We start from the raw sequence: 23,196 nt of genomic DNA on the forward strand, positions 1-23,196 counted from the left end.
TCAGTCCAGGTAGCCCCTCAGCTGGTCCGCGAAGGCGTGGTCGCGGAGCTTGCCGAGGGTCTTGGACTCGATCTGCCGTATCCGTTCCCGCGTCACGCCGAAGATGCGGCCGATCTCCTCCAGGGTGCGCGGGCGGCCGTCGACCAGGCCGTACCGGAGCTGGACGACCTTCCGCTCGCGTTCGCCGAGCGTGGACAGGACGGCCTCCAGGTGCTCGCGCAGCAGCAGGAACGAGGCGGACTCCACCGGGCTGGTCGCGTCGCCGTCCTCGATGAGGTCGCCGAGGGCGACGTCGTCCTCCTCGCCGACCGGGGCGTGCAGCGACACCGGCTCCTGGGCGAGGCGCAGCACCTCGGAGACCCGCTCGGGCAGCAGGTCCAGGTGGGCGGCGACCTCCTCGGGGGTCGGCTCGTAGCCCCGCTCCTGGAGCATCCGCCGCTGCACGCGCACGACCCGGTTGATCAGCTCCACCACGTGGACCGGGACGCGGATGGTGCGGGCCTGGTCGGCGAGCGCCCGGGACATGGCCTGGCGGATCCACCAGGTGGCGTAGGTGGAGAACTTGTAGCCGCGGGCGTAGTCGAACTTCTCCACGGCCCGGATCAGGCCGAGGTTGCCCTCCTGGACGAGGTCCAGCATGGTCAGGCCGCGGCCGACGTACCGCTTGGCCACGGAGACGACGAGCCGCAGGTTCGCCTCGATGAGCCGCCGCTTGGCGACCCGGCCCATGACGACGAGCCGGTCCAGGTCGAGCGCCAGCTCGCTGTCCAGGTCGGGGGTGCTGCCGAGCTTCTCCTCCGCGAACAGGCCCGCCTCCACCCGGCGGGCGAGTTCCACCTCCTCGGCGGCGGTGAGGAGCGGGATACGGCCGATCTCGCGCAGGTACTGGCGGAACAGGTCGGCGGAGGGCCCGCCGGCCTCGGGGCGCGTGACGACGGGAACCTCGACGGGTTCCTCGGGCTCGTCCGCGAGCGCCTCGGCGGGAGGCTCCGCCGTCTCCCCCGGCACGACCTCCGGATGCAGGGCGGCACGGCTCTGCGGGGGCACGGCCGCGAGGACGTCCGCCTCCGCGTCCGGTTCGTCGGCGGTGGTGCTGGTGGCGCTGGTCGTGCCGTGGGTCTGGGTGAGGGTCTGGGTCTGCACGGGGGGCGACCTCCAGGATGATCGCTGCTGAAGGTGTGCGGCAGCGTGCGCTCCGAGGCTCGGGCACCGCCCCCAGTGTGGGGTACGACACAAGTCCGCCACGAGGGTCGTGCGGTGACTTTTTGCATCAGTCCGTGACGGAGCGGTTACTCAGCTCGTCGGACGGTGCGGTCGGCACCCGCGGGCCGGCGGCGGTCGCCGGGCCGCTTCCACATCGCCCACCCGCGCGGCAGCCGCCGCTACAGCGCCTGCGCGCCCCGTTCCCGCAGTGCCTGGTCGTACTGCTGGAGGACCCACAGCTCGTTCTGCACGGCGGCCAGCTGGGCGGGGTCGCCGCCGGTGGAGAGGCGGGTCATCTGGGACTGGATGTCGCGGATGCGGCGCTCCACGGCGCGGCGCCGGATCTGGACGAGGACCGTGCCGGCGTAGGTCTCGTCCACCGTGCGGCGCAGGATCGGTTCCACGGCCAGCTCGGTGACCATCGCACGGACCGTGTCGTCCGGTGCGGCCTCGCGGACGCGGACCAGGTACTCCTGCGGGTCCGCGACGCCGTACTCGGCGCCGCCCGCCTCCGCGACGGCCTGGCGCACGGCGGCGTACGGCGGCGCCGTGAACTCGTCCACGCCGTAGGCGTCGAAGGCCGGGGAGACCAGCTCGGGACGCTGGAGGGCGAGCTTCAGCAGTTCGCGTTCGGCGGCGAACACCGGGTTGCGCAGGGTGAGCGCCGGGCCGGAGCCGGCCGGGCGCGGGGCCTCGGCCCACTGGGGCTCGGGCCGGCGGCGCCGGTCCTCCTGCTGCGGGCCCTTGCCGTCGCGCGCCCAGCGGGCCAGCTGGGCGACCCGGCGGACCACGAACTGGGTGTCGAGGATGCCGAGCATGCCGGCCAGCTCCACGGCGACCTCGTGCTGGGCGCCACTGTTCTTGATCTTGGCGACGATCGGCGCGGCCTCGTCCAGGGCGGCGGCGCGCCCCGCCGGGGTGTCCAGGTCGTACCGCCCCACGATCTGGCGCAGCGCGAACTCGAAGAGCGGCGTGCGCGGTTCGACCAGGTCCGCCACCGCCTCGTCGCCCTTGGCGAGGCGCAGGTCGCACGGGTCCATGCCGTCCGGCGCGATCGCGATGTACGTCTCCGCCGCGAACTTCTGGTCGTCCTCGAAGGCGCGCAGCGCGGCCTTCTGCCCGGCCGCGTCACCGTCGAAGGTGAAGATCACCCGGGCGCTGCCGTTGTCCATGAGCAGCCGGCGCAGGATCTTGATGTGCTCGCCGCCGAAGGCCGTACCGCAGGTCGCGATGGCCGTCGTGACCCCGGCCAGGTGGCAGGCCATGACGTCCGTGTAGCCCTCGACCACCACCGCACGGCTGGACTTCGCGATCTCCTTCTTCGCCAGGTCGATGCCGTACAGCACCTGGCTCTTCTTGTAGATCGGCGTCTCGGGGGTGTTGAGGTACTTCGGGCCCGTGTCCGCCTCGTACAGCTTCCGGGCGCCGAAGCCGACGACCTCGCCGCCGATGTCCCGGATCGGCCACATGAGGCGGCCCCGGAAGCGGTCGATGGGGCCCCGGCGGCCCTCCTGGGCCAGGCCGGAGACGAGCAGCTCCTTGTCGGTGAAGCCCTTGCCGCGCAGGTAGCGGGTGAGGTGGTCCCAGCCCTGCGGGCTGTAGCCGACGCCGAAGTGGACGGCGGCGGCCTGGTCGAACCCGCGCTCGGCGAGGAAGATCCGGCCGGTCTCGGCCTCGGCGCTGGTGGCGAGCTGCTCCGCGTACCACTGCGCGGCGATCTTGTGCGCCTCGACCAGGCGGATCCGCTCGCCGCGCTGGTGCGCCGGGTTGTACCCGCCCTCCTCGTACCGCAGCGTGATGCCGGCCTGCGCGGCCAGCCGCTCGACCGCCTCCGAGAAGGAGAGGTGGTCCACCTTCATCACGAAGGTGATGGTGTCGCCGCCCTCCTGGCAGCCGAAGCAGTGGAAGAGTCCCTTGCTGGGGCTGACCTGGAAGGACGGCGACTTCTCGTCGTGGAACGGGCACAGGCCCTTGAGGTTGCCGCCGCCCGCGTTGCGCAGCTGGAGGTACTCGGAGACCACGGCGTCGATCGGGACCGCGTCCCGTACCGCCTTCACGTCCTCGTCGTTGATCCGTCCTGCCACGGATGAAGTCTACGGGGGCGCGGTGACGGTCCCGGTGCTCCGGGAGATCAGGAGGCGAGGCCGTCCAGGGGTACGTGCGGGTCGGAGAGGGCCTCGCTGTTCACCCGGGACCGGGAACGGATGAGGTTCTGGATCTGCTCTGTGACATCCCACACGTTCACGTTCATCCCGGCCAGCACGCGTCCCTCCTTCACCCAGAACGCGATGAACTCCCGTTTGGCGGCGTCGCCCCGGATCACCACCTCGTCGTACGCCCCCGGCGGCGCCCAGCCGCTGTACTCCATGCCCAGGTCGTACTGGTCGGTGAAGAAGTACGGCACCCGGTCGTAGGTGACGTCCCGGCCGAGCATCGCGCGGGCCGCCGCCGGGCCTCCGTTCAGGGCGTTCGCCCAGTGCTCCACCCGCAGCCGGGTGCCGAACAGGGGCAGCGGGAAGGACGCCACGTCGCCGGCCGCGTAGATGTCGGGGTCGGACGTGCGCAGCCGTTCGTCGACGACGATGCCGCCGCCGTGCGCCCGGTCGGCGATCTCCAGGCCCGCCGCCTCCGCGAGCGCCGCCCGCGGTGCCGCGCCGATCGCCGCGAGGACGTCGTGTGCCGGGTGCTCCTCGCCGTCGTCCGTGCGGGCCGCGAGGACCATGCCGTCCTGGCCGACGATCTCGGTGAGCCGCACGCCGAAGCGGAAGCGGACGCCGTGCTCGCGGTGCAGCTGGGCGAAGACGTTGCCCAGCTCGGGGCCGAGGACACCGTGCAGCGGGGTCGGCTCCGGTTCGATCACCGTGACCTCGGCGCCGTACTCGCGGGCCGCCGCCGCGACCTCCAGGCCGATCCAGCCGGCGCCCGCGATCACCAGGTGCCCGTTCTCCTGGCCGAGGTGGTGCAGGACGCCCTTGAGGCGCTCGGCGTGCGCGAGGCGGCGCAGGTGGTGGACGCCCGCCAGGTCCGTGCCGGGGATGTCCAGGCGGCGCGGCTCGGCACCGGTGACCAGGAGCAGCTTGTCGTAGCGGACGAGGGTGCCGTCGTCACCGAAGCGGACCGTCTTCGCCGTACGGTCGATCCGGTCCACGGTCTGTCCGAGGTGCAGCTCGATGTCGTTCCGCGCGTACCAGGCGGGTTCGTGCACGAAGACGCTGTCGCGCTCCTCCTTGCCGAGGAGGTAGCCCTTGGACAGCGGCGGGCGCTCGTACGGGTGGTCGCGTTCGTCGCAGATCAGTATCACCCGGCCGCTGAAGCCCTCCGCGCGGAGCGTCTCGGCCGCCTTCGCGCCGGCGAGACCGCCTCCGACGATGATGAATGTCTGGTCCGCGTCGACCACTTGATGCCTCCTACGGGGGGTCTGGGGGGTGTCTCCCCAGAGAACACGGCGGGTGCCGCCACATGCGAGCGTCCCGCACCCGGCGTGCCGCGGGAAGAGGGTGTGACCCGATCAGGCCACGGCCGGTCATGTTCCTCTCACATATGCCCCGTCAGTCTCGCGTGCAGCGAGAGCGCGGAGGCGTCGGTGAGGGAGGCGATCTGGTCGACGATCACCCGCTTGCGCGCCCGGTCGTCGGCCGCCGCGTCGAACAGCGCCCGGAACTGGGGGTCGAGGCCCTCGGGCGCGCGGGCGGTCAGCGCCTCGGCCAGCTCCGCGACGATCACCCGCTGGTCGGCGCGCAGCCGCTCCTGCTCCGCGCGCTGCATCACGTACCGGACCGCGACCGCCTTGAGCACCGCGCACTCCATGCGGGTCTCGCGCGGTACGACGAGTTCGGCGCCGTAGCGGGTGAGCCGGCCCGGGCGGTGCCCCCACGCGGCGCGCGTGGCGCCCTCGGCGGCCAGGCAGAACCGCCCGATGAGCTGGCTGGTGGCGTCCTTCAGCCGGGCCTGTGCCACGGCCGTGCCGTCGTAGCCGTGCGGCCACCACTCCTCGTCCTGGAGGCGGTCCAGGGCGGCGGCGAGTTCCGCCGGGTCGGTGTCCGCGGGCACGTACCGGCCGACGGCGACCGCGAACACCGCCTGCCGTTCCGGCTCCGCGTGCAGGCAGTTGGGGTCGATGTGGCCGGCGTGCAGTCCGTCCTCGACGTCGTGCACCGAGTACGCCACGTCGTCCGACCAGTCCATGACCTGCGCCTCGAAGCAGGTGCGGGTGGCGGGGGCGTACGCCCGGACCCAGTCGAACACCGGGCGGTCGTCCTCGTACACGCCGAACTTGCCCGACGCCGGGTCGGTGGGGTGCGTGCCGCGCGGCCAGGGGTACTTGGTGGCGGCGTCGAGGGTGGCGCGGGTGAGGTTCAGGCCGACGGACCCCTCCGGAGTGAACCGTTTCGGCTCGATGCGGGTGAGGAGCCTCAGGGACTGGGCGTTGCCCTCGAAGCCGCCGCAGTCGTCGGCGAACTCGTTCAGGGCCTGTTCGCCGTTGTGCCCGAAGGGCGGATGACCGAGGTCGTGCGAGAGGCAGGCCGCCTCCACCAGGTCCGGGTCGCAGCCGAGGGCCGCGCCCAGCTCCCGGCCCACCTGGGCGCATTCGAGGGAGTGGGTGAGGCGGGTCCGGGGACTGGCGTCCCACATCTGGCTCCTGGTTCCCGGGGCCACCACCTGCGTCTTGCCCGCGAGGCGGCGCAGGGCGGCCGAGTGCAGGACGCGGGCGCGGTCGCGCTGGAAGGCGGTACGGCCGGGGCGCTTGTCGGGTTCGGGCGCCCAGCGTTCGACCGACGCCGGGTCGTACGCCGTGGAGAGTGCGGTGCCTTCCATGAGTCGACAGTAAGCCACCCCGTGCCGCTCAGGCGGCTTCGGCCGACCTCGTCGACAGGCTCTGGTCGTAGCGGTGCAGGACCAGGCGGGCCATCGCGTCCTGGGCTCCGAGGGGGGCCGACGCGATCCACGGCGCTGCCTCGGCGCACTGTGCCGCGAAGCGCCCCGGGGCCGTGAAACACGAAGCCACCGCCACCCGGTGACGGCCCCTCGCCGCCAGGGCGCGCACAGCGGCCGGCACCGTCGGCGTCGCCGCCGAGGCGTACGCGGGGACCACCGGGACACCCAGGCGGGCGGAGAGGAGGCGGGCCGTGCGGCGGGTGTCGGCGGCCGAGTCGGGGTCGCGGGAACCGGCCGCGGCGAGGACGACCGCGGTCGAGCGGCGGGCGGTGCCGTCCATCGCGGCCGGCCAGCCGGCCTCCAGCAGGCGCGCGTGCAGGGCCGCGGCCAGGAGGGGGTGGGGGCCCAGGGGCGGGGCCGTGCGGGTGTCGGCGGACGCCGCCGCGGCCGTCTCCGGGATGTCCTGCTTCACGTGGTGGCCGCGGCCCAGGAGGAGCGGGACGAGGACGGCGGGGGTGTCACCGAGGGCGGCGAGGGTGCCGGGGAGCAGGGGCTCGTTCAGCTCGATGTGGCCCAGGTGGACGGGGAGGCCGGGACGCCGTGCGCGGACCAGGGTCATGAGGGCCCGTACGGTGGTCAGCGCCCGCGGGTCGCGGCTGCCGTGGGCGACCAGGACGAGGGCGGGCGGGGCCGGGCGGCGGCGGCCGAGCGGGGAGACGAGCCGGCTGCTGGTGCGGGGTGGGGTGGACGCCGTCATGCAAGGATCCTGACCGGGGCGCGTTGCGTGCCCGTTGCGCGGCCGTCACGGGTGTTTTCCGTGGGTTCACCTCGGACGCCCGCGCGGTGTGAGGCGAACCGGACCGGCGTCGCCGGCGTCCTCCATGGTCGGAGGCGATCACGGAGGGGGACCGTATGGGGATCCGTCGGCCGCGATGGCTGCGGTGGCCGCGCACGCGGGCCGGGCAGCGGCGGCTGGTGCAGGCCGTGATGGCCGGGTGTGTGCTGGCGCTGCTGCCGTCGGCCTGGCTGTACGTGTCCACGGCGGACCGGCTGCGGACGACGGCGGACGTTCCGCGCACCGAGGTCGCCGTGGTGTTCGGGGCCGGGCTGTGGCAGGGGGAGCCGTCGCCGTACCTCGCGCACCGGCTGGACGCGGCGGCGAAGCTGTACCGGGCGGGGCGGATCGAGGTCGTCCTGGTCACCGGGGACAACAGCCGGGAGGACTACGACGAGCCCGACGCCATGCGCGCGTACCTCACGAAGCACGGGGTGCCGGACGCGCGGATCGTCAGCGACTACGCCGGGTTCGACACCTGGGACTCCTGCGTCCGGGCGAAGAGGATCTTCGGCGTCGACCGGGCCGTGCTGATCAGCCAGGGGTTCCACATCCGGCGGGCGGTGGCGCTGTGCGAGGCGGCGGGGATCGCGTCGTACGGCGTCGGAGTCGACGCGAAGCACGACGTGACCTGGTACTACGGCGGGACCCGCGAGGTGTTCGCGGCGGGCAAGGCGGCGCTGGACGCGGTGCTGCGGCCGGATCCGCGGTTCCTGGGGCCGAGGGAACCGGGGGTCGCCAGGGCACTGGCGGGGGGCCGGGACTGAGCATGGAGACCACCGGGCTGACGCCCGCCGAGCGCCGCGTCCTGGAGGCGTTCCCGCTCGGCGAGGGCGTCGACTTCCGTCGGAGCGACGACGAGGATCCCGAGCGGGGCGGCTCCTGGGGGCCGGAGCGCACCCTGCGCGCGGACGTGCTGCGGGAGCTGCTGCTGGACGGGCCGGTGCGGGAGGGACGGATCGCCGGCCTGAAGGTGACGGGCGCGCGGATCACCGGGCGCCTGGATCTCAAGTACGGCACGGTGGGCCACCCGGTCCGGCTGCGCTCCTGCCACTTCGAGGAGCCGCCCGACCTGTACGGGGCGCAGGTCGGCGCGCTGGTCCTGAGCGACTCGGCGCTGCCGGGGCTGACGGCCGGGAACCTGCGTGCCGAAGGGGTGGTGCGGATCACCTGCTGCCGTTTCACGGGCCCGGTGCGGCTGCAGGGGGCGAAGCTGGCCGGGGCGTTCTTCGCGAACGGTGCGCGGCTCGGCAGGCCCGGCGAGGTGCCCGAGGAGCCCGTGCTCCAGCTCAACCACGCCGAGGTCGGCACGGACGTGTGGGCCCCGGGCCTGGTGGCGCACGGAAGGGTCCACCTGAACGGGGCGGTCGTCCGCAACCAGGTGAACCTCGACGACGCGGAGCTGACCGCCCCCGGACAGACCGCGCTGCACGCCGAGGTCCTGACGGTCGGCACCGACCTGCACGCCATGCGGCTGCGGGTCCGGGGCCGGGTGAACCTGGGCGGTGCGCGGATCCCCCGGCAGCTCAATCTCGCCCATGCCCGTCTGTCCCACCCGGGCGGACAGGCGCTGCGCGCCAGCAGCGCCGTGATCGGCGAGCTGTGGCTGCGGGACGCGGCGCCCATGGAGGGATCCGTCAATCTGCGCCGTGCCCGGCTCGACCTGGTGCACGTGCCGCCCGAGGTGTGGCCGCCCGAGGTCGCGACCGACGGGCTCACCTACCGCGCGCTGACCCCGCACCTCCCGGCCGCACAACGCCTTGAGCTGCTGGAACGCGAACCTGCCGGATATCTCCCGCAGCCCTACGAGCAGCTGGCCACCGCCTACCGCGCGGTCGGCGACGACGCGGCCGCGCGCACCGTCCAGCTGGCCAGGCTCCGCCGCCACCGCCGCACCCTGCCGCCGTACGCCCGGGTGTGGGGCTGTGTGCAGGACGCGGCCGTCGGCTACGGCTTCCGTCCGATGCGGGCCGCGGGCTGGCTGCTGATGCTGCTGTGCACCGGCACGCTCGCGTTCGCCCTGCACCGTCCGCCGGCGCTCAAGCCCTCGGAGGCCCCGGCGTTCAACCCGCTCGTCTACGCCCTCGACCTGCTGCTGCCGATCGTCGACTTCGGCCAGCAGGGCGCCTTCGCGCCGCGCGGCTGGTACCAGTGGCTGTCGTACCTGCTGATCGCCACCGGCTGGGTGCTCGCCACCACGATCGCGGCGGGTGTCACCCGGTCCCTGAGCCGCCAGTAGGCGCGCCCCGGGGACCTCACGGCGGGACCCGAGCGGCGGGGAGGTCGCCGTGCCGGGGGCGTAACCGGATGCGGCACGGGGGCGTAACACGCCCGACGCACGCTGGACGGTATGGAGAACACCTCGACGCCCACCCACTGCCCGTACTGCGCCCTGCAGTGCGGGATGAACATCACGCCCCTGCCCCAGGGGGGTGTCGAGGTCACCGAGCGTCCGGACTTCCCCGTCAACCGGGGCGCGCTGTGCGGCAAGGGCCGTGCGGCGGCCGAGGTGCTGTCCCCGGCCCTGCGGCTGACCGCGCCGCTGGTGCGGGAGGGCGGCCGGCTGGTGGAGGCGGGCTGGACCGAGGCGCTGGACCGGATCGCCGAGCGGCTCTCCGCGGTCCGGGAGCGGTACGGCGCGGACGCGCTCGGCGTGTTCGGCGGGGGCGGGCTGACCAACGAGAAGGCGTACACGCTCGGCAAGTTCGCGCGGGTCGTGCTGGGGACCTCGCAGATCGACTACAACGGCCGGTTCTGCATGTCGTCGGCCGCGGCGGCCGGCACCAGGGCGTTCGGTCTCGACCGGGGCCTGCCGTTCCCGCTGGAGGACGTCCCGAAGACCGGGTGTGTGATCCTCGTGGGGTCCAACCCGGCCGAGACCATGCCGCCGTCGCTGCGCTTCTTCACGGAGCTGCGGGACAACGGCGGCACGCTGATCGTCGTCGACCCGCGCCGCACGAGGACGGCGGAGCAGGCGGACCTGCACCTCGCGCCCCGCCCCGGCACCGACCTGGCCCTCGCCCTCGGCCTGCTGCACCTGGTGGTGGCGGAGGGGCGCACGGACGAGGAGTACATCCGGGAGCGGACCACGGGGTGGGAGGAGGCCCGGGCCGCGGCGATGGCGCACTGGCCGGAGTACGTGGAGCGCATCACCGGGGTACCGGTGCCGCAACTGCGCGATGCGGTCCGGATGTTCTGCGCGCCGGAGTCGGCGATGGTGCTCACCGCCCGCGGCCCGGAGCAGCAGTCCAAGGGCACGGACACGGTGGGCGCGTGGATCAACCTGTGCCTGGCGACGGGGCGTCCGGGCCGCCCGCTGTCCGGGTACGGCTGCCTGACCGGGCAGGGCAACGGCCAGGGCGGACGCGAACACGGCCAGAAGGCCGACCAGTTGCCCGGCTACCGCAAGCTGGACGACCCGGCGGCGCGCCGGCACGTGGCCGGGGTGTGGGGCGTGGACCCGGACAGCCTGCCCGGTCCCGGGCGCAGCGCGTACGAACTCCTCGACGCCCTCGGCACGGACGTCCGGGCGCTGCTGCTGATGGGCTCCAACCCGGTGGTGTCGGCCCCGCGCGCCGCCCACGTCGAACAGCGCCTGCGCTCACTGGACTTCCTCGCGGTGGCCGACGTCGTCCTGTCGGAGACGGCGCAGCTGGCGGACGTCGTGCTGCCGGTCACCCAGTGGGCGGAGGAGACGGGCACGACGACCAGCCTGGAGGGTCGTGTGCTGCTGCGCCGCCAGGCCGTCACCCCGCCGCCCGGCGTCCGCAGCGACCTGTACGTCCTGCACGAGCTGGCCGCCCGCCTCGGCGTGGAGAAGGGCTTCCCGACCGACCCGGAGGAGGTCTTCGGGGAGCTCCGCCGCGCCAGCGCCGGCGGCCCCGCCGACTACTCGGGCATCACCTACCGCCGCCTGGCCGAGGAGAACGGCGTCTTCTGGCCGTGCCCGGAGCAGCCGGGGCCGCGGGGTACCGGTGCGGCCGACGGCGAGGACGCGGCCCTGGACGCGCTGCCCGACGACCCGGCGGCCGACGCCGGCGCCGCGCACCCCGGCACCCCCCGCCTCTTCCTCGACCGCTTCCCCACCCCCGACGGCCGGGCCCGGTTCGTGCCCGTGGTGCACCGGCCGACCGCGGAGGAGCCGGATGCCGCGTACCCGCTGCTGCTGACCACCGGGCGGGTCGTGTCGCAGTACCAGTCGGGGGCACAGACCCGGCGCGTGGCCGAGCTGAACGCGGCGGCGCCCGGACCGTTCGTGGAGCTGCATCCGCGGCTGGCGGCCCGCCTCGGCGCGGCGGACGGCGACCGGGTGGCGGTGGTGTCCCGGCGCGGCCGGGCCGTGGCACCGGCCCGGATCACGACCGCCATCCGGCCGGACACCGTGTTCATGCCCTTCCACTGGCCGGGCGAGGGCCGCGCCAACACGCTCACCAACCCGGCCCTGGACCCGACGTCCCGGATGCCGGAGTTCAAGTCGTGCGCGGTGCGGGTGGAGGTCCTGGGGCCGGGGGAGTAGCGCGGTTCCGTCCGCCGGACGCGGCGCGGGCTGCGGGGCTCGCATAGGTTCGGGGCATGTCCGACACCGACGACACCGAGCAGACCCCCTCGTACGACCTGGACGCCTATCTCGACCGCATCGGCTGGGAGGGCGAGCGGCGGGCCGACCTCGCCACCCTGCGGGGCGTGCACCTGGCGCACGCGCTGTCGCTGCCCTTCGAGAACCTGGACCCGGTGCGGGGCACGGCCCCCTCGCTGGCGCCCGCCGACCTGATGGCGAAGATGATCCACGGCCGGCGCGGCGGCTACTGCTACGAGCACAACACCCTGCTCCGGCTGGCGCTGGAGGCGCTCGGTTTCCGGGTGACCCCGCTGGCCGGCCGCGTGGTGGTGGGCGCCGGCACACCGGAGAGCCGGCCGCGGACCCACGCGATGCTCCGGGTCGAGGTGCCGGGCGAACCGCGGCCGTACCTGGCGGACGTCGGCTTCGGCGCGCCCGGGGCGCTGCTGCTGCCGGTACCGCTGGTGACCGGCACCGGGTTCGAGGGCGCGGGCCGCCGGCACCGGCTGGCGCGGCTGCCGCACGAGGGACCGCTGGAGCTGTGGGAGCTGCAGGCCTACGACGCCCGGGACGGGGTCTGGGCCGGGCAGTACGCGTTCACCCAGGAGCCGTTCGCCGCACCGGACTTCGAGGTGTTCAACTGGTTCGTCGGGACGCATCCGCGCTCCCCGTTCACCCGCCGTCCCTACCTCCAGCGGACCACCGCCGAGCGCCATCTCGCTCTGGACGGCGCCCGGTTCACCGAGACCCGCGCCGACGGCACGGTGACCGAGCGCACCCTGACCCAGGAGGCGGAGGCACGGCGCCTGGTGGAGGAGGAGTTCGGCATCGAGGTACCGGAGGGCCTGAAGCTGCTGGGCTGAGACTGCCGGCCGGAAGCCGCCGGGCCGAGGCTGCCTGGGACTGCCGTGCTGGGGCCGCCCGGCCCGGGGCTGCCGGACCGGGTCAGCGGCGGGAGAGCCAGTCGCCGTCCGGGATGCGGGTGCCGGTCTCGCGCAGCCGGGCGGCGACGCCGGGGGCCGCGAGGTAGACCCAGGCGCGCACGGTGCCGCCGGCGGCGCGGACGACGTCCCGGGCGGCGCGTTCGTAGAGGTTGCGGGGGTCGCCCGGCACGTACTCCTCCAGCCGGTCCAGCGCGGCGAGCAGGTCCCCGTACGCCTCCGGGCGCGCGGTCACCAGCTCGCCGCGCACGGTGCCGGGCCCCTCGACGGCGTAGGGGTAGCCGGGGCCGTCGTACAGGACGGCCCCGGCGAGGTGTCCCGGCTCCTCGGCGAGGGTGCGGCCGCGCAGGAAGAGGCCGTGGTGGGGCTCGCCGGGGCGGAGCGTGCCGTAGACGAAGAAGGGCAGGGGGCGGGCGTCTTCGCGGGAGTCCTCGTGGGTGTCCTCGCGGGCGTCTTCGCGGGAGCGGTCCTCGGCGATCACGGAAACGATTCTGTACCCTCGCCCGCTCCCCACACATCTCCATGAAGGCCCTATGGACATGACATGTCATGGGCACTTAAATCTCGGGGACCAGCGCCACCCCCACGCCCAGCCTGGCGCCTCCCCGAGGAGACAGATGAGCCGGATACGGCAGCACGTCCGAGGAACCCGTCGCACGGCCACCGCCGGTGTCGCACTCACCACCGCGACCCTGCTGGCCGTCAGCCTCTCCCCCGCCGCCCACGCCGACGGCAGACCGACCCGGGCCACCGCGATCGAGAACGCGGCGTCGGCGCTTCTCGCCCACGCCACCGCCCTGGGCCTCACCTCCCCCCAGGACACCAGCGTCCGTGACGTGATCGTGGACAGGGACGGCACCCAGCACGTCCGCTACGACCGCACCTACCGCGGACTCCCGGTCGTGGGCGGCGACTTCGTCGTCCACCTGGCCCCCGACGGCGGCTACCGCGGCGCCGACCGCGCCACCCGGCAGGCGATCTCCCTGCCCTCCGTCACCCCGCGGGTCTCCGGCCCCAAGGCCGCCGGTCTCGCCGTGAACGCCCTGCGCGCGGCCACCCCCGGTACGGCACTGAAGCAGGTCAAGGCCAAGCCGGAGCTGGTCGTCGACGCCCTGCACGGCGGCCCGAAGCTCGCCTGGCGCACCAACGCGGCCGGCCTGGACTCGCTCGGCAACCCCGTCGCCCGGACCGTGCTGACCGACGCGCGCACCGGCGCCCGGATCGACGCCTGGGACAGCATCGAGACGGCCACCGGCGACGGCAAGGCCCTCTACAGCGGGACGGTACCGCTGGAGACCACCCAGTCCGGGTCGTCGTACCAGCTCAAGGACCCGACGCGCGGCAACACCTACACCGGTGACGCCGAGAACAAGACCGACCTGTGCGTCTTCGGGATCTGCTTCAGCCGCGCCCCCGCGACCCTGTTCGGGGACGCCGACAACCACTGGGGCACGGGCACCACCGCGGACCGCGCCTCCGCCGCCGTCGACGCCCAGTACGGCACCGACGAGACCTGGGACTACTACAAGAACATCCACGGCCGCAACGGCATCGCCGGCGACGGCAAGGGCTCGTACAACCGCGTCCACTACGGCAGCAACTACAACAACGCCTTCTGGGACGACAGTTGCTTCTGCATGACGTACGGCGACGGTGACGGGACCACCTTCGGACCGCTGGTCGCCCTCGACGTCGCCGGGCACGAGATGACCCACGGCGTGACGTCGAAGACGGCGGCGCTGACGTACTCCGGCGAGTCCGGCGGGCTCAACGAGGCCACCTCGGACATCCTCGGCACGATGGTCGAGTGGTACGCGGACAACTCCTCCGACTCCGGTGACTACCTCATCGGCGAGAAGATCGTGAAGCCCGGCTTCGGCAAGGCGGCGCTGCGCTTCATGGACAAGCCGTCCAAGGACGGCAGTTCGGCGGACTACTGGAGTTCCTCGGTCGGGAACCTGGACGTCCACTACTCCTCCGGCGTCGCCAACCACTTCGCCTACCTGCTCGCCGAGGGCAGCGGCGCGAAGACGATCAACGGGGTCGGCTACGACTCGCCGACGTACAACGGCTCGACGGTCACCGGCATCGGCCGGGACAAGGTCGGCAGGATCTGGTACCGGGCGCTGACGGTCTACATGACCTCCTCCACCACCTACAAGGGCGCCCGCACCGCCACCCTGAACGCCGCCAAGGACCTCTACGGCGCGGACAGCGCGGAGTACAACGCGGTGGCCGCCGCCTGGAGCGCGGTCAACGTCAACTGAGCCGGCGAGGACAGCCGACGCGGCCGCCCCGGAGCACCGTGCGCCGGGGCGGCCGTCCGGTGCGCCCGGACGGGCTAGTCCGGCGCGCCGGTGGCCCGGCTCCCGCCGACGCTGAGGGGAGGAGGGAGACCCCTCGGGCGAGATCGGAGACGTCCTGTGCGTGCCGGGTTCATGCGGGTGGCGGTCATCGGGGACTGTCCCGTGTTCCGGCACGGCGTCTCCCAGCTGATCGGTACCGCCCCCGACCTCCGCCTGGTCGCCGACGCGTCCTCCCTCCAGGGCGCGGACGGGACCCTGCGGAGCGCCGACGTGGTCCTGATGGACCTCCAGCAGCCGCTCGCGCAGCTCACCGCGACCGTGGCGGAGCTGCGGGAGCGGGGACATGCCGTCATCGTCACGGCGTCCTCCGTGCGGATCGACGCGCTCCAGGCCATCCGGGCGGGGGCCAGCGGATTCCTGAGCCGCCAGGCCGAGGCGGAGGAACTGCTGACGGCGATCCGGGTCGTGGCCTCAGGCCGTCATTACCTGTCCGCGTCCGTCGACAGCCTTCTGGAACAGCCCCGTCATCTCACGGGCCGCGAACAGGACATTCTCCGGCTCGTCGCCTCCGGCGCGACCGATGACGAAATCGCCTCCCGGCTCTCCATCAGCAAGTACACCGTCCGGTCGCACCTCGACCGGATCGGCGAGAAAACGGGTTCCCGGCGACGCTCGGACCTCACCCGGATGGCGATCGAGCACGGCCTGACCGGCCAGGACTGAAGCGGCAGGTCGGAAAGTCCGCCGTGGGTAATTCCACCCCGTCCGCCCTGGGCGGTCCTCCCCCGGCCCGCCTGGGAAATTCCTTTCCCCGGCCCCAGGCAATTCGCCCCTCGGCCCTGGGCATTCATTCCCCTTGACCCCCACGGACCGGTACCGGACCGTGAGAGAGGAATGCCCGTGCATGCTAGGAGAAGTCATGCGCAATCGTGTCGCAATTCTCGCCCTCGCGGCGGTGCTCCCTCTGACAGGCGCGGCCACGGTCACGGCGGCGAGTCAGGCGGTGGCCGACCCCGGTTCGCCGAACGTCACGGTCAAGGGGGACGTCGACGACTGCTCCAACGGGAGCTCGCCCACGGTCGTGTCGATCAAGTCGGCCCAGGAGGCCCGTAAGGACAAGAGCCCGAGCGTGACGGACGCGGGTGAGTTCAAGGTCACGTTCAAGAAGGTGCCCACCAAGGCCCAGATGGCCACGGCCACGGTGACGTGCGACGACGGCAGGGCGTACACGCAGACGTTCACCCTGGAACGCCCCGAGGGCACCAACACGACCCTGGCCGTGGACCTCGCGCCTCCCACCCGCTGAGGACCGCCAGCAGCCCCGACAGCAGCCGAGAGGGCCGGTGCCGCACGGCACCGGCCCTCTTCGTCACCCGTTCACCGCCCCCACCGCTCCATTCGTGTGCTTTTCGTACTGCAATCTCGTCCCACCCTCCGATACGCCCGTGACCTGCCGGAACACCACGCGGACTAGGTCACGCGGGGGACGCCGGCGCCACCCGTTCACCGCATTTCTGACGCTCCCTCAGGAAGCGGCCGCGCCCTGGAGCGACTTACCTCGGTAGGGCAGGGGCGCGCCCCTGGACGAGTCGGACAAGCTCTGGGGAGCACCATGCGACGCACTGCCCGTCTGCTGGCCGGTACCGCGCTCGCCGTGGCCGCCGCGGCACCCGCCCACGCCGCCGGGTCCGGCCGTCTGGACGTGTACCCGTCCACCGTGGCACCCGGTGGCCAGGTCTCGGTGAACACCGCCGTGTGCGGGGACTCCGGCGCCGCGACCGGGGACGCGGGCGCGGTCGGCGCCGGCCAGTTCACGCTGGCGCCCAGCACGCACGAGGGCGAGGCGATCGGCCAGTTCCGGGTGCCGCCGAGCGCGCAGCCGGGGACGTACGAGATCGTCGCCCGCTGCGCCGAGGGGGACCGGCAGGTGACGGGCGACCTGGTGGTGGCGTTGAGCGCGGCGTACGAACAGGTGCAGCCGCGGGGAAGCGTGAAGACGGGGGTCGGCGGCGGACTGGGCCCCGACCCCGTGCAGACCGCGGCGGGTGTGGCGGCACTGGCCGTCGCCGCCGCGGGCGGTACCTGGCTCCTGCATCGCCGGGCGAGAGGCGACGGGATCTGACGGACACCCTCCGCTGTCCGTCCGCCGGTACCGCACATCCCGCCCCCTCCGGGTCCGACGCCCCTCGCGGCCCGGAGGGGGAGAGGGCTTCGGGGGGTCCGCCCCCGGGAGAGGGGTTCGCATGCGCAGCAGCTCCAGGCTCGGCGACACCGCCATAGCCGCGGTCACCGTCGTGGCCCTCGGATCGGGGGTGTGGCTGCTCGGCGGCGGCGCCGTCAGCCACGCCCCACCGCAGCCCGCGGCCGCCGAGGGCCGTTTCGATCCGGGTGACGAGCGGGGCGCGGCCCCCGCGCTGCCGCCGTCCCCGCCGGTCCGCATCCGCATCCCCGCGATCCGCGTGAACGCCCCTCTGACGGGCCTGGCCCTCACCCGCGCCGGCAACCTGGACGCACCGCCCGCCAAGGAGAAGAACCTGGCCGGCTGGTACGAGGCCGGCACCACCCCCGGGGAGACGGGTACCGCGATCGTCGCCGGCCATGTCGACAACACCGAGGGGCCCGCCGTCTTCTACGACCTCGGGGCGCTGAAGCGGGGCGCCCGCATCGAGGTGGACCGCCGGGACGGCACCGTGGCCGTGTTCACCGTGGACGCGGTGGAGGTGTACTCGGCGCGGAACTTCCCCGACGAGAAGGTGTACGGCGCGGCCCCCCGCCCCGAGCTTCGCGTCATCACCTGTGGCGGAGGGTACTCGCGGACCACCGGCTACCAGGGCAACGTGGTGGTCTTCGCCCATCTGACGGGGAGCCGCTGACGACGGCCCGTAGTCAGGGGCCTGTTGCCAGGGGCCCGTCGTGAGGGGGCTGTTGCGAGGGGGTTGTTGCGAGGGGTCCGATGTCAGTGGGCCCGGGTAGGGTCCTCCCCACATCGCACACATCGGATTCTGCACGGATTCTCCAGGGGGGACCTGCCATGGGCGGCACCGGCAGCAGCACGCACGAGGGGTTCACGGCCGAGGAACGGGCCGCGATGAAGGAGCACGCGCAGGAGCTGAGGACGGCGGCGCGCCGCGGCTCGCGCGCGGAGAAGGCGGCGCAGGCGGAGCAGGACGTGCTCGCGAAGATCGCCGAGATGGGGGACGCGGACCGGGTCATGGCCGAGCGGGTCCACGCCGTCGTCACGGCCGCCGCCCCGGACCTCGCGCCGAAGCTCTGGTACGGCATGCCGGCCTACGCCCGGGACGGCAAGGTCGTCTGCTTCTTCCAGAGCGCGGCGAAGTTCAAGTCGCGCTACGCCACGCTCGGTTTCAACGACGCGGCCCGGCTGGACGAGGGCTCGATGTGGGCGACGGCCTTCGCCCTGACCGAGGTGACGCCGGAGGTGGAGGCCCGCATAGCCGCACTCGTGGCCCAGGCGGTGCGCTGAGGCCCCGCCCCCACCCCGCCCGGATCTCCGCCCCCGCCCGGGCCTGCGCCCCACCCCGCCCGGGCCCGCGCCCTCACACCCCGGCCCTCCGCCCGATGAGGGCAGCGTTCCTCTCGGGAAACAGACGTGATGCTGCCGGGTAACGTCCGGGCCGCAGGCTCGGGGCATGACCTCGAATACGCGTGTGGTGGTGATCGGCGCCGGCCTCGCGGGCGTACGGCTCGCCCGGCGGCTCGGCGAGCTGGGTGTGCCCGCGCTGCTCGTCGGCGACGAGGAGCACGCGCCGTACAACCGGGTGCTGCTGGCCGAGGTGCTCGCCGGCCGGTACGCCCCGGAGGTGATCGCGCTCCCGCCGCACGCCGGCCTGCTGCGCACCCGGGTCACCGGCATCGACCGGGCCGCCCGGACCGTCACCTGCGCCGACGGCACGCCGATCGCCTATGACACGCTGGTCCTGGCCACCGGCTCCAACCCGGTGCTGCCCCCGCTGCGCGGCCTGTTCACCCGTGACCGCCGGCTTCCCGAGGGCGTCCACGCGTTCCGCACCATGGACGACTGCCTCGGCCTGGCCAAGGCGGTGCGGCCGGGGGTGCGGGCGGTCGTCATCGGCGGCGGGCTGCTCGGCGTCTCCGCGGCCCGTGCGCTCGCCGTGCGCGGCGCCCAGGTGGTGCTCGCCCAGCAGGCCGAGCGGCTCATGGAACGCCAGCTCGACCCGGACGCGTCCCGGCTGGTGCTGCGGCACCTCACCGACCTGGGCGTCGAGGTGCACACCGAGTGCCGGGTGCGGGACGTGCGCTGCGTCGCCGGCGCGGTCCGCTCGGTCGAGCTGGCCGACGGCTACGCCCTCGACGCCGACCTCGTGGTCCTCGCCTGCGGCGTACGGCCCCGCACGGGTCTCGCCGAGCAGGCGGGCCTCGCCGTGCACAAGGGCGTCCTCGTCGACGACGAACTGCGCACCTCCGATCCGCACATCCACGCCATCGGCGACTGCGCCCAGCACGACGGCACCGTCTACGGCCTGGCCGCCCCGGCCCTGGAACAGGCCGACGCGCTCGCCGGGCTGCTGGCGGGCGACGCCCGTGCCCGCTACACCGGCACCCGCTCCCTGACCCGGCTGACCCTCACCGGTCCCGACTCCCCCTTCGACCTCGCCGCGTTCGGCGAGACCGAACCCCGCCCCGGCGACGACGTCGTACGGATCACCGACGCCACCCGGGGCACCTACCGCAAGGTCGTCGTCCGCGACGACCGCCTGGTCGGCGGGGTCCTCGTCGGCGAACTCGGCACCGTCGGCGCGCTCGCCCGCGCCTGGGAGGGAGCAGAGCCGCTCCCCGACGAGGGCCCCCTGCTCCACCTGCTCACCAACGATGGAGGCTCCTGAATGACCGCCACCCCGGGGGCCACCCCCACGATCGTGCTCGTCGGCCACGGCATGGTCGGCCAGCGCTTCCTCGAAGCGCTCGCCGAGCGCGGCCTGACCGCCACGCACCGCGTGGTCGTGCTGTGCGAGGAGCCGCGTCCGGCGTACGACCGCGTGCAGCTCACCTCGTACTTCTCGGGGAAGACCCCCGAGGACCTCTCCCTGACCGACACGCGGTTCATCAAGGACCACGGCATCGAGCTGCACCTCGGCGACCCGGCGGAGACGATCGACCGCGAGGCGCGCACGGTGACCGCCCGCTCGGGCCTGGTCGTGGACTACGACGTCCTCGTCCTGGCCACCGGCTCCTACCCGTTCGTGCCGCCGGTCCCGAACAAGGACGCCACCGGCTGCTTCGTGTACCGGACCATCGAGGACCTGCTGGCCATCGAGGAGTACGCGAAGACCCGGGCGACGACGGGTGCCGTGGTCGGCGGCGGCCTGCTCGGCCTGGAGGCCGCCGGCGCCCTCAAGGGCCTCGGACTGAACGCGCACATCGTGGAGTTCGCGCCGCGCCTGATGCCGGTGCAGGTGGACGAGGGCGGTGGCGCGGCCCTGCTGCGGACCATCGAGGAGATGGGCCTGACCGTCCACACCGGTGTGGGCACCCAGGAGATCGTGACCGGCGCCGACGGTGCCGTCACCGGGATGAAGCTGTCCGACGGCTCCGAACTCGCCGCCGACATGGTGGTGTTCAGCGCCGGTGTCCGCCCCCGCGACCAGCTGGCCCGCGCCTGCGGCCTCACGGTCGGCGAGCGCGGCGGCATCGCGGTGGACGAGCAGTGCCGGACCGTCTCCGACCCGCACGTCTTCGCCATCGGTGAGTGCGCGCTGGCCGCCGACGGCCGGGTGTACGGCCTGGTGGCGCCGGGCTACGAGCAGGCGGAGACGGCCGCGGCCACCATCGCCGCCGACGAGGCCTCCTTCACCGGCGCCGACCTGTCCACCAAGCTGAAGCTGCTCGGCGTGGACGTCGCCTCCTTCGGCGACGCGCACGGCACCACCGAGAACTGCCTGGACGTCGTCTACTCCGACTCGCGTGCGGGCCTGTACAAGAAGCTGGTCATCGGCGCGGACGGCACACTGCTCGGCGGCATCCTGGTCGGTGACGCCGAGGCGTACGGCACCCTGCGCGCCCTCACCGGCTCGGTCCCGCCCGTCTCCCCCGAGTCCCTCGTCCTGCCCGCCGGAGCGGGCCCGGGGGACCGGCTCGGCCCGGCCGCGCTGCCGGACGACGCGGTCATCTGCTCCTGCCACAACGTCAGCAAGGGCACGATCCGCGGCGCGGTCACCGACCACCGGTGCACCACGGTGCCCGAGGTGAAGAAGTGCACCAAGGCCGGTACCGGCTGCGGCAGCTGTGTGAAGGTGCTGGGCCAGCTGGTCACCGCGGAGCTGGAGGCGTCCGGCGTCGAGGTCGACAAGGGCCTGTGCGCCTGCTTCTCCCAGACCCGCGAGGAGCTGTACGAGATCGTCCTCGCGCTGCGCATCGCGTCGTACCAGGAGCTGCTGGACCGCTACGGCCGCGAGGGCGCCCGGGGCGGCGACGGCTGCGAGGTGTGCAAGCCGGCGGTCGGCTCCATCATCGCCTCCCTCGCCCCCACGATCGGCGCGAGCGGCTACGTCCTGGACGGCGAGCAGGCCGCGCTCCAGGACACCAACGACCACTTCCTCGCCAACCTGCAGAAGAACGGCTCCTACTCGGTGGTGCCGCGCATCCCCGGCGGGGAGATCGCCCCGGAGAAGCTGATCGTGATCGGTGAGATCGCCCGCGACTTCGGCCTCTACACGAAGATCACCGGCGGCCAGCGGATCGACATGTTCGGCGCCCGGGTGGAGCAGCTGCCGCTGGTCTGGGCACGGCTGGTGGACGCCGGCTTCGAGTCGGGGCACGCGTACGGCAAGGCGCTGCGCACGGTGAAGTCGTGCGTGGGCTCCACCTGGTGCCGGTACGGCGTGCAGGACTCCGTCCGGATGGCGATCGACCTGGAGCTGCGCTACCGGGGCCTGCGCTCCCCGCACAAGCTGAAGTCGGCGGTCTCCGGCTGCCAGCGCGAGTGCGCCGAGGCCCAGTCGAAGGACTTCGGGGTGATCGCCACCGCGAACGGCTGGAACCTGTACGTCGGCGGCAACGGCGGCGCCACCCCGCGCCACGCCGACCTGCTGGCCCAGGACCTGTCCGACGCCGAACTGGTCCGGCTGATCGACCGGTTCCTGATGTTCTACATCCGCACCGCCGACCGTCTGGAGCGCACCAGCACCTGGCTGGAGCGCATCCCCGGCGGCCTGGAGCACGTGCGGGACGTGGTGGTGCACGACTCGCTCGGCATCTGCGACGAGCTGGAGAAGCTCATGCGGGCGCACGTCGCGCACTACCGCGACGAGTGGGCGGAGACCGTGAACGACCCCGAGAAGCTGGCCCGGTTCGTGTCCTTCGTGAACGCACCGGACACCCCGGACCCGGTCGTCTCGTTCGTCCCCGAGCGCGACCAGATCAAGCCCGACCTGCCGCTGCTGAACATCGGCCTGCGGCCCGCCGACGACATCCTGGAAGGAAGCGCCCAGCGATGACCCTCACCGTTGAGACGACCACTCTGAAGGTCCAGCTCCGGCTGGCCGGCACCTGGTTCACGGTCTGCGACCTGAGCATGCTGGTGCCGGGCCGCGGGGTCGCCGCGCTGCTGCCGGACGGCCGTCAGGTGGCGGTCTTCCGGGACCGCGCGGACCGGCTGTACGCCATCGACAACCGCGACCCGTTCACCGGCGCGGCCGTCCTCTCCCGCGGCCTGACCGGCACCCACGAGGGCCGCCCGTTCGTCGCCTCCCCGCTGCTGAAGCAGCGCTTCGACCTGGCCGGCGGGCAGTGCCTGGACGACGAGGGGGTACGGGTGACCGCGTACGAGGTCCGCGCGGCCTGACCGTCCATCGTTCTTGACTGATCGTTCCGGAAAAACCTAGGCTGTCCGTGTGGCCAGGACCAAGGAATTCGACCCGGACGCCGCGCTGCAGTCAGCCCTGGAGCTGTTCTGGCGGCGCGGCTACGAGGCGACGTCGATGGCCGACCTGGTGGCACACCTGGGCATCGGCAAGGCGAGCCTGTACGCCACCTTCGGCAGCAAGCACGAGCTGTACCTGAGGGCGCTGGAGCGCTACGAGCAGTCGGGCCTCGCGCCGATCGTGGACGAGCTGTCCCGGCCCGGACCCGCCCTGCCGGCCGTACGCGCCCTCGTGCGGCGCTACGCCCGGGAGGCGGCGGACGAACGGCTGCGGCTCCAGGGCTGCATGGTCACCAACACGGCGGCCGAACTGGCCCCGCACGACCCGGCCGCGGCCCGGCGCGTGGAACGCAACTGGGACCAGCTGGAGACACTGCTGCACTCGGCGCTGGTCCGCGCCCGTGCCCAGGGCGAGCTGCCGGCCGACCGCGACCCGCTCGCCGTGGCCCGCACCCTGCTGGTGCTGATGCAGGGCCTGCGGGTCGTCGGCAAGGCGTCGGCCGACCCGGCCCGGGTCCGGGACGCCGCGGAACAGGCCCTGACCCTGCTCGACTGAGAACCGCCCTCCACCGGGGGGC

Annotated in this window: 19 protein-coding genes and 1 pseudogene; 14 read left to right on the forward strand and 6 right to left on the reverse strand. The window is 73.5% G+C overall.

Going from position 1 to position 23,196, the window contains the following annotated elements; translation table 11 throughout:
- The 5 genes and pseudogenes from IEZ20_RS01085 to IEZ20_RS01105 form a co-directional block, all read right to left on the reverse strand.
- A pseudogene (locus IEZ20_RS01085) lies at positions 1–1,219 on the reverse strand (RNA polymerase sigma factor).
- Positions 1,220–1,382: 163 nt separating this feature from the next.
- Positions 1,383–3,287: a DNA primase gene (gene dnaG / locus IEZ20_RS01090; protein ID WP_189294147.1), complete on the reverse strand. Its 1,905-nt coding sequence runs from the start codon at positions 3,285–3,287 to the stop codon at positions 1,383–1,385.
- 47 nt (positions 3,288–3,334) lie between these two features.
- Complete coding sequence (locus IEZ20_RS01095; protein WP_189294148.1) at positions 3,335–4,600, reverse strand: NAD(P)/FAD-dependent oxidoreductase; 1,266 nt, start codon at positions 4,598–4,600, stop codon at positions 3,335–3,337.
- Positions 4,601–4,737: 137 nt separating this feature from the next.
- Positions 4,738–6,018, reverse strand: a complete 1,281-nt coding sequence (locus IEZ20_RS01100; protein WP_189294149.1) for a deoxyguanosinetriphosphate triphosphohydrolase — start codon at positions 6,016–6,018, stop codon at positions 4,738–4,740.
- 28 nt (positions 6,019–6,046) lie between these two features.
- Complete coding sequence (locus IEZ20_RS01105) at positions 6,047–6,835, reverse strand: sirohydrochlorin chelatase (RefSeq protein WP_189294150.1); 789 nt, start codon at positions 6,833–6,835, stop codon at positions 6,047–6,049.
- A 155-nt stretch (positions 6,836–6,990) separates the two neighbouring features.
- Between IEZ20_RS01105 and IEZ20_RS01110 the strand changes: the two genes are divergently transcribed.
- From IEZ20_RS01110 to IEZ20_RS01125, 4 genes are all read left to right on the forward strand, one after another.
- Entirely contained in the window at positions 6,991–7,680 is a 690-nt protein-coding gene (locus IEZ20_RS01110; RefSeq protein ID WP_189294151.1) for a SanA/YdcF family protein, read from the forward strand.
- Between the two features lie 2 nt (positions 7,681–7,682).
- Entirely contained in the window at positions 7,683–9,152 is a 1,470-nt protein-coding gene (locus IEZ20_RS01115; protein WP_189294152.1) for a membrane-associated oxidoreductase, read from the forward strand.
- Positions 9,153–9,263: 111 nt separating this feature from the next.
- Complete coding sequence (locus IEZ20_RS01120) at positions 9,264–11,429, forward strand: molybdopterin oxidoreductase family protein (RefSeq protein WP_189294153.1); 2,166 nt, start codon at positions 9,264–9,266, stop codon at positions 11,427–11,429.
- 56 nt (positions 11,430–11,485) lie between these two features.
- A complete protein-coding gene (locus tag IEZ20_RS01125; protein WP_189294154.1) occupies positions 11,486–12,334 on the forward strand; it encodes an arylamine N-acetyltransferase family protein in 849 nt (282 codons plus the stop codon).
- A gap of 82 nt (positions 12,335–12,416) precedes the next feature.
- Here IEZ20_RS01125 and IEZ20_RS01130 read toward each other — a convergent pair whose 3' ends face one another.
- The gene (locus IEZ20_RS01130) at positions 12,417–12,818 is read right to left on the reverse strand and encodes a gamma-glutamylcyclotransferase family protein (protein WP_229895855.1); all 402 of its coding nucleotides are present in this window, start codon (positions 12,816–12,818) and stop codon (positions 12,417–12,419) included.
- A 211-nt stretch (positions 12,819–13,029) separates the two neighbouring features.
- Here IEZ20_RS01130 and IEZ20_RS01135 point away from each other — a divergent pair, with 211 nt between their 5' ends.
- The 10 genes from IEZ20_RS01135 to IEZ20_RS01180 all read left to right on the forward strand — a co-directional run bounded on the left by IEZ20_RS01135 (position 13,030) and on the right by IEZ20_RS01180 (position 23,174).
- Positions 13,030–14,679, forward strand: a complete 1,650-nt coding sequence (locus tag IEZ20_RS01135) for a M4 family metallopeptidase (RefSeq protein ID WP_189294156.1) — start codon at positions 13,030–13,032, stop codon at positions 14,677–14,679.
- Between the two features lie 156 nt (positions 14,680–14,835).
- The gene (locus tag IEZ20_RS01140; protein WP_229895829.1) at positions 14,836–15,441 is read left to right on the forward strand and encodes a LuxR C-terminal-related transcriptional regulator; all 606 of its coding nucleotides are present in this window, start codon (positions 14,836–14,838) and stop codon (positions 15,439–15,441) included.
- A 196-nt stretch (positions 15,442–15,637) separates the two neighbouring features.
- Positions 15,638–16,024, forward strand: a complete 387-nt coding sequence (locus tag IEZ20_RS01145; protein ID WP_189294157.1) for a hypothetical protein — start codon at positions 15,638–15,640, stop codon at positions 16,022–16,024.
- Between the two features lie 306 nt (positions 16,025–16,330).
- On the forward strand, positions 16,331–16,840 hold the full coding sequence (locus tag IEZ20_RS01150) for a hypothetical protein (protein WP_189294158.1): 510 nt from the start codon (positions 16,331–16,333) through the stop codon (positions 16,838–16,840).
- Positions 16,841–16,961: 121 nt separating this feature from the next.
- Positions 16,962–17,591, forward strand: coding sequence for a class F sortase (locus tag IEZ20_RS01155; protein WP_189294159.1), 630 nt, complete (start codon positions 16,962–16,964; stop codon positions 17,589–17,591).
- A 158-nt stretch (positions 17,592–17,749) separates the two neighbouring features.
- Positions 17,750–18,202, forward strand: coding sequence for an iron chaperone (locus tag IEZ20_RS01160; protein ID WP_189294160.1), 453 nt, complete (start codon positions 17,750–17,752; stop codon positions 18,200–18,202).
- Between the two features lie 166 nt (positions 18,203–18,368).
- A complete protein-coding gene (locus IEZ20_RS01165) occupies positions 18,369–19,583 on the forward strand; it encodes an NAD(P)/FAD-dependent oxidoreductase (RefSeq protein ID WP_189294161.1) in 1,215 nt (404 codons plus the stop codon).
- Positions 19,584–22,193 (forward strand): nitrite reductase large subunit NirB, encoded by a 2,610-nt coding sequence (gene nirB, locus IEZ20_RS01170; RefSeq protein WP_189294162.1) that lies wholly within the window; start codon positions 19,584–19,586, stop codon positions 22,191–22,193. It begins immediately after the preceding gene.
- On the forward strand, positions 22,190–22,540 hold the full coding sequence (nirD, locus tag IEZ20_RS01175) for a nitrite reductase small subunit NirD (RefSeq protein WP_189294163.1): 351 nt from the start codon (positions 22,190–22,192) through the stop codon (positions 22,538–22,540). The genes nirB and nirD overlap by 4 nt, the downstream gene beginning before the upstream one ends.
- Positions 22,541–22,589: 49 nt before the next feature.
- Positions 22,590–23,174, forward strand: a complete 585-nt coding sequence (locus IEZ20_RS01180; protein ID WP_189294164.1) for a TetR/AcrR family transcriptional regulator — start codon at positions 22,590–22,592, stop codon at positions 23,172–23,174.
- The last annotated feature ends 22 nt before the right edge of the window (positions 23,175–23,196 follow it).

This window comes from Streptomyces cinerochromogenes, assembly GCF_014648635.1.
Taxonomy (GTDB): Bacteria; Actinomycetota; Actinomycetes; order Streptomycetales; family Streptomycetaceae; genus Streptomyces; species Streptomyces cinerochromogenes.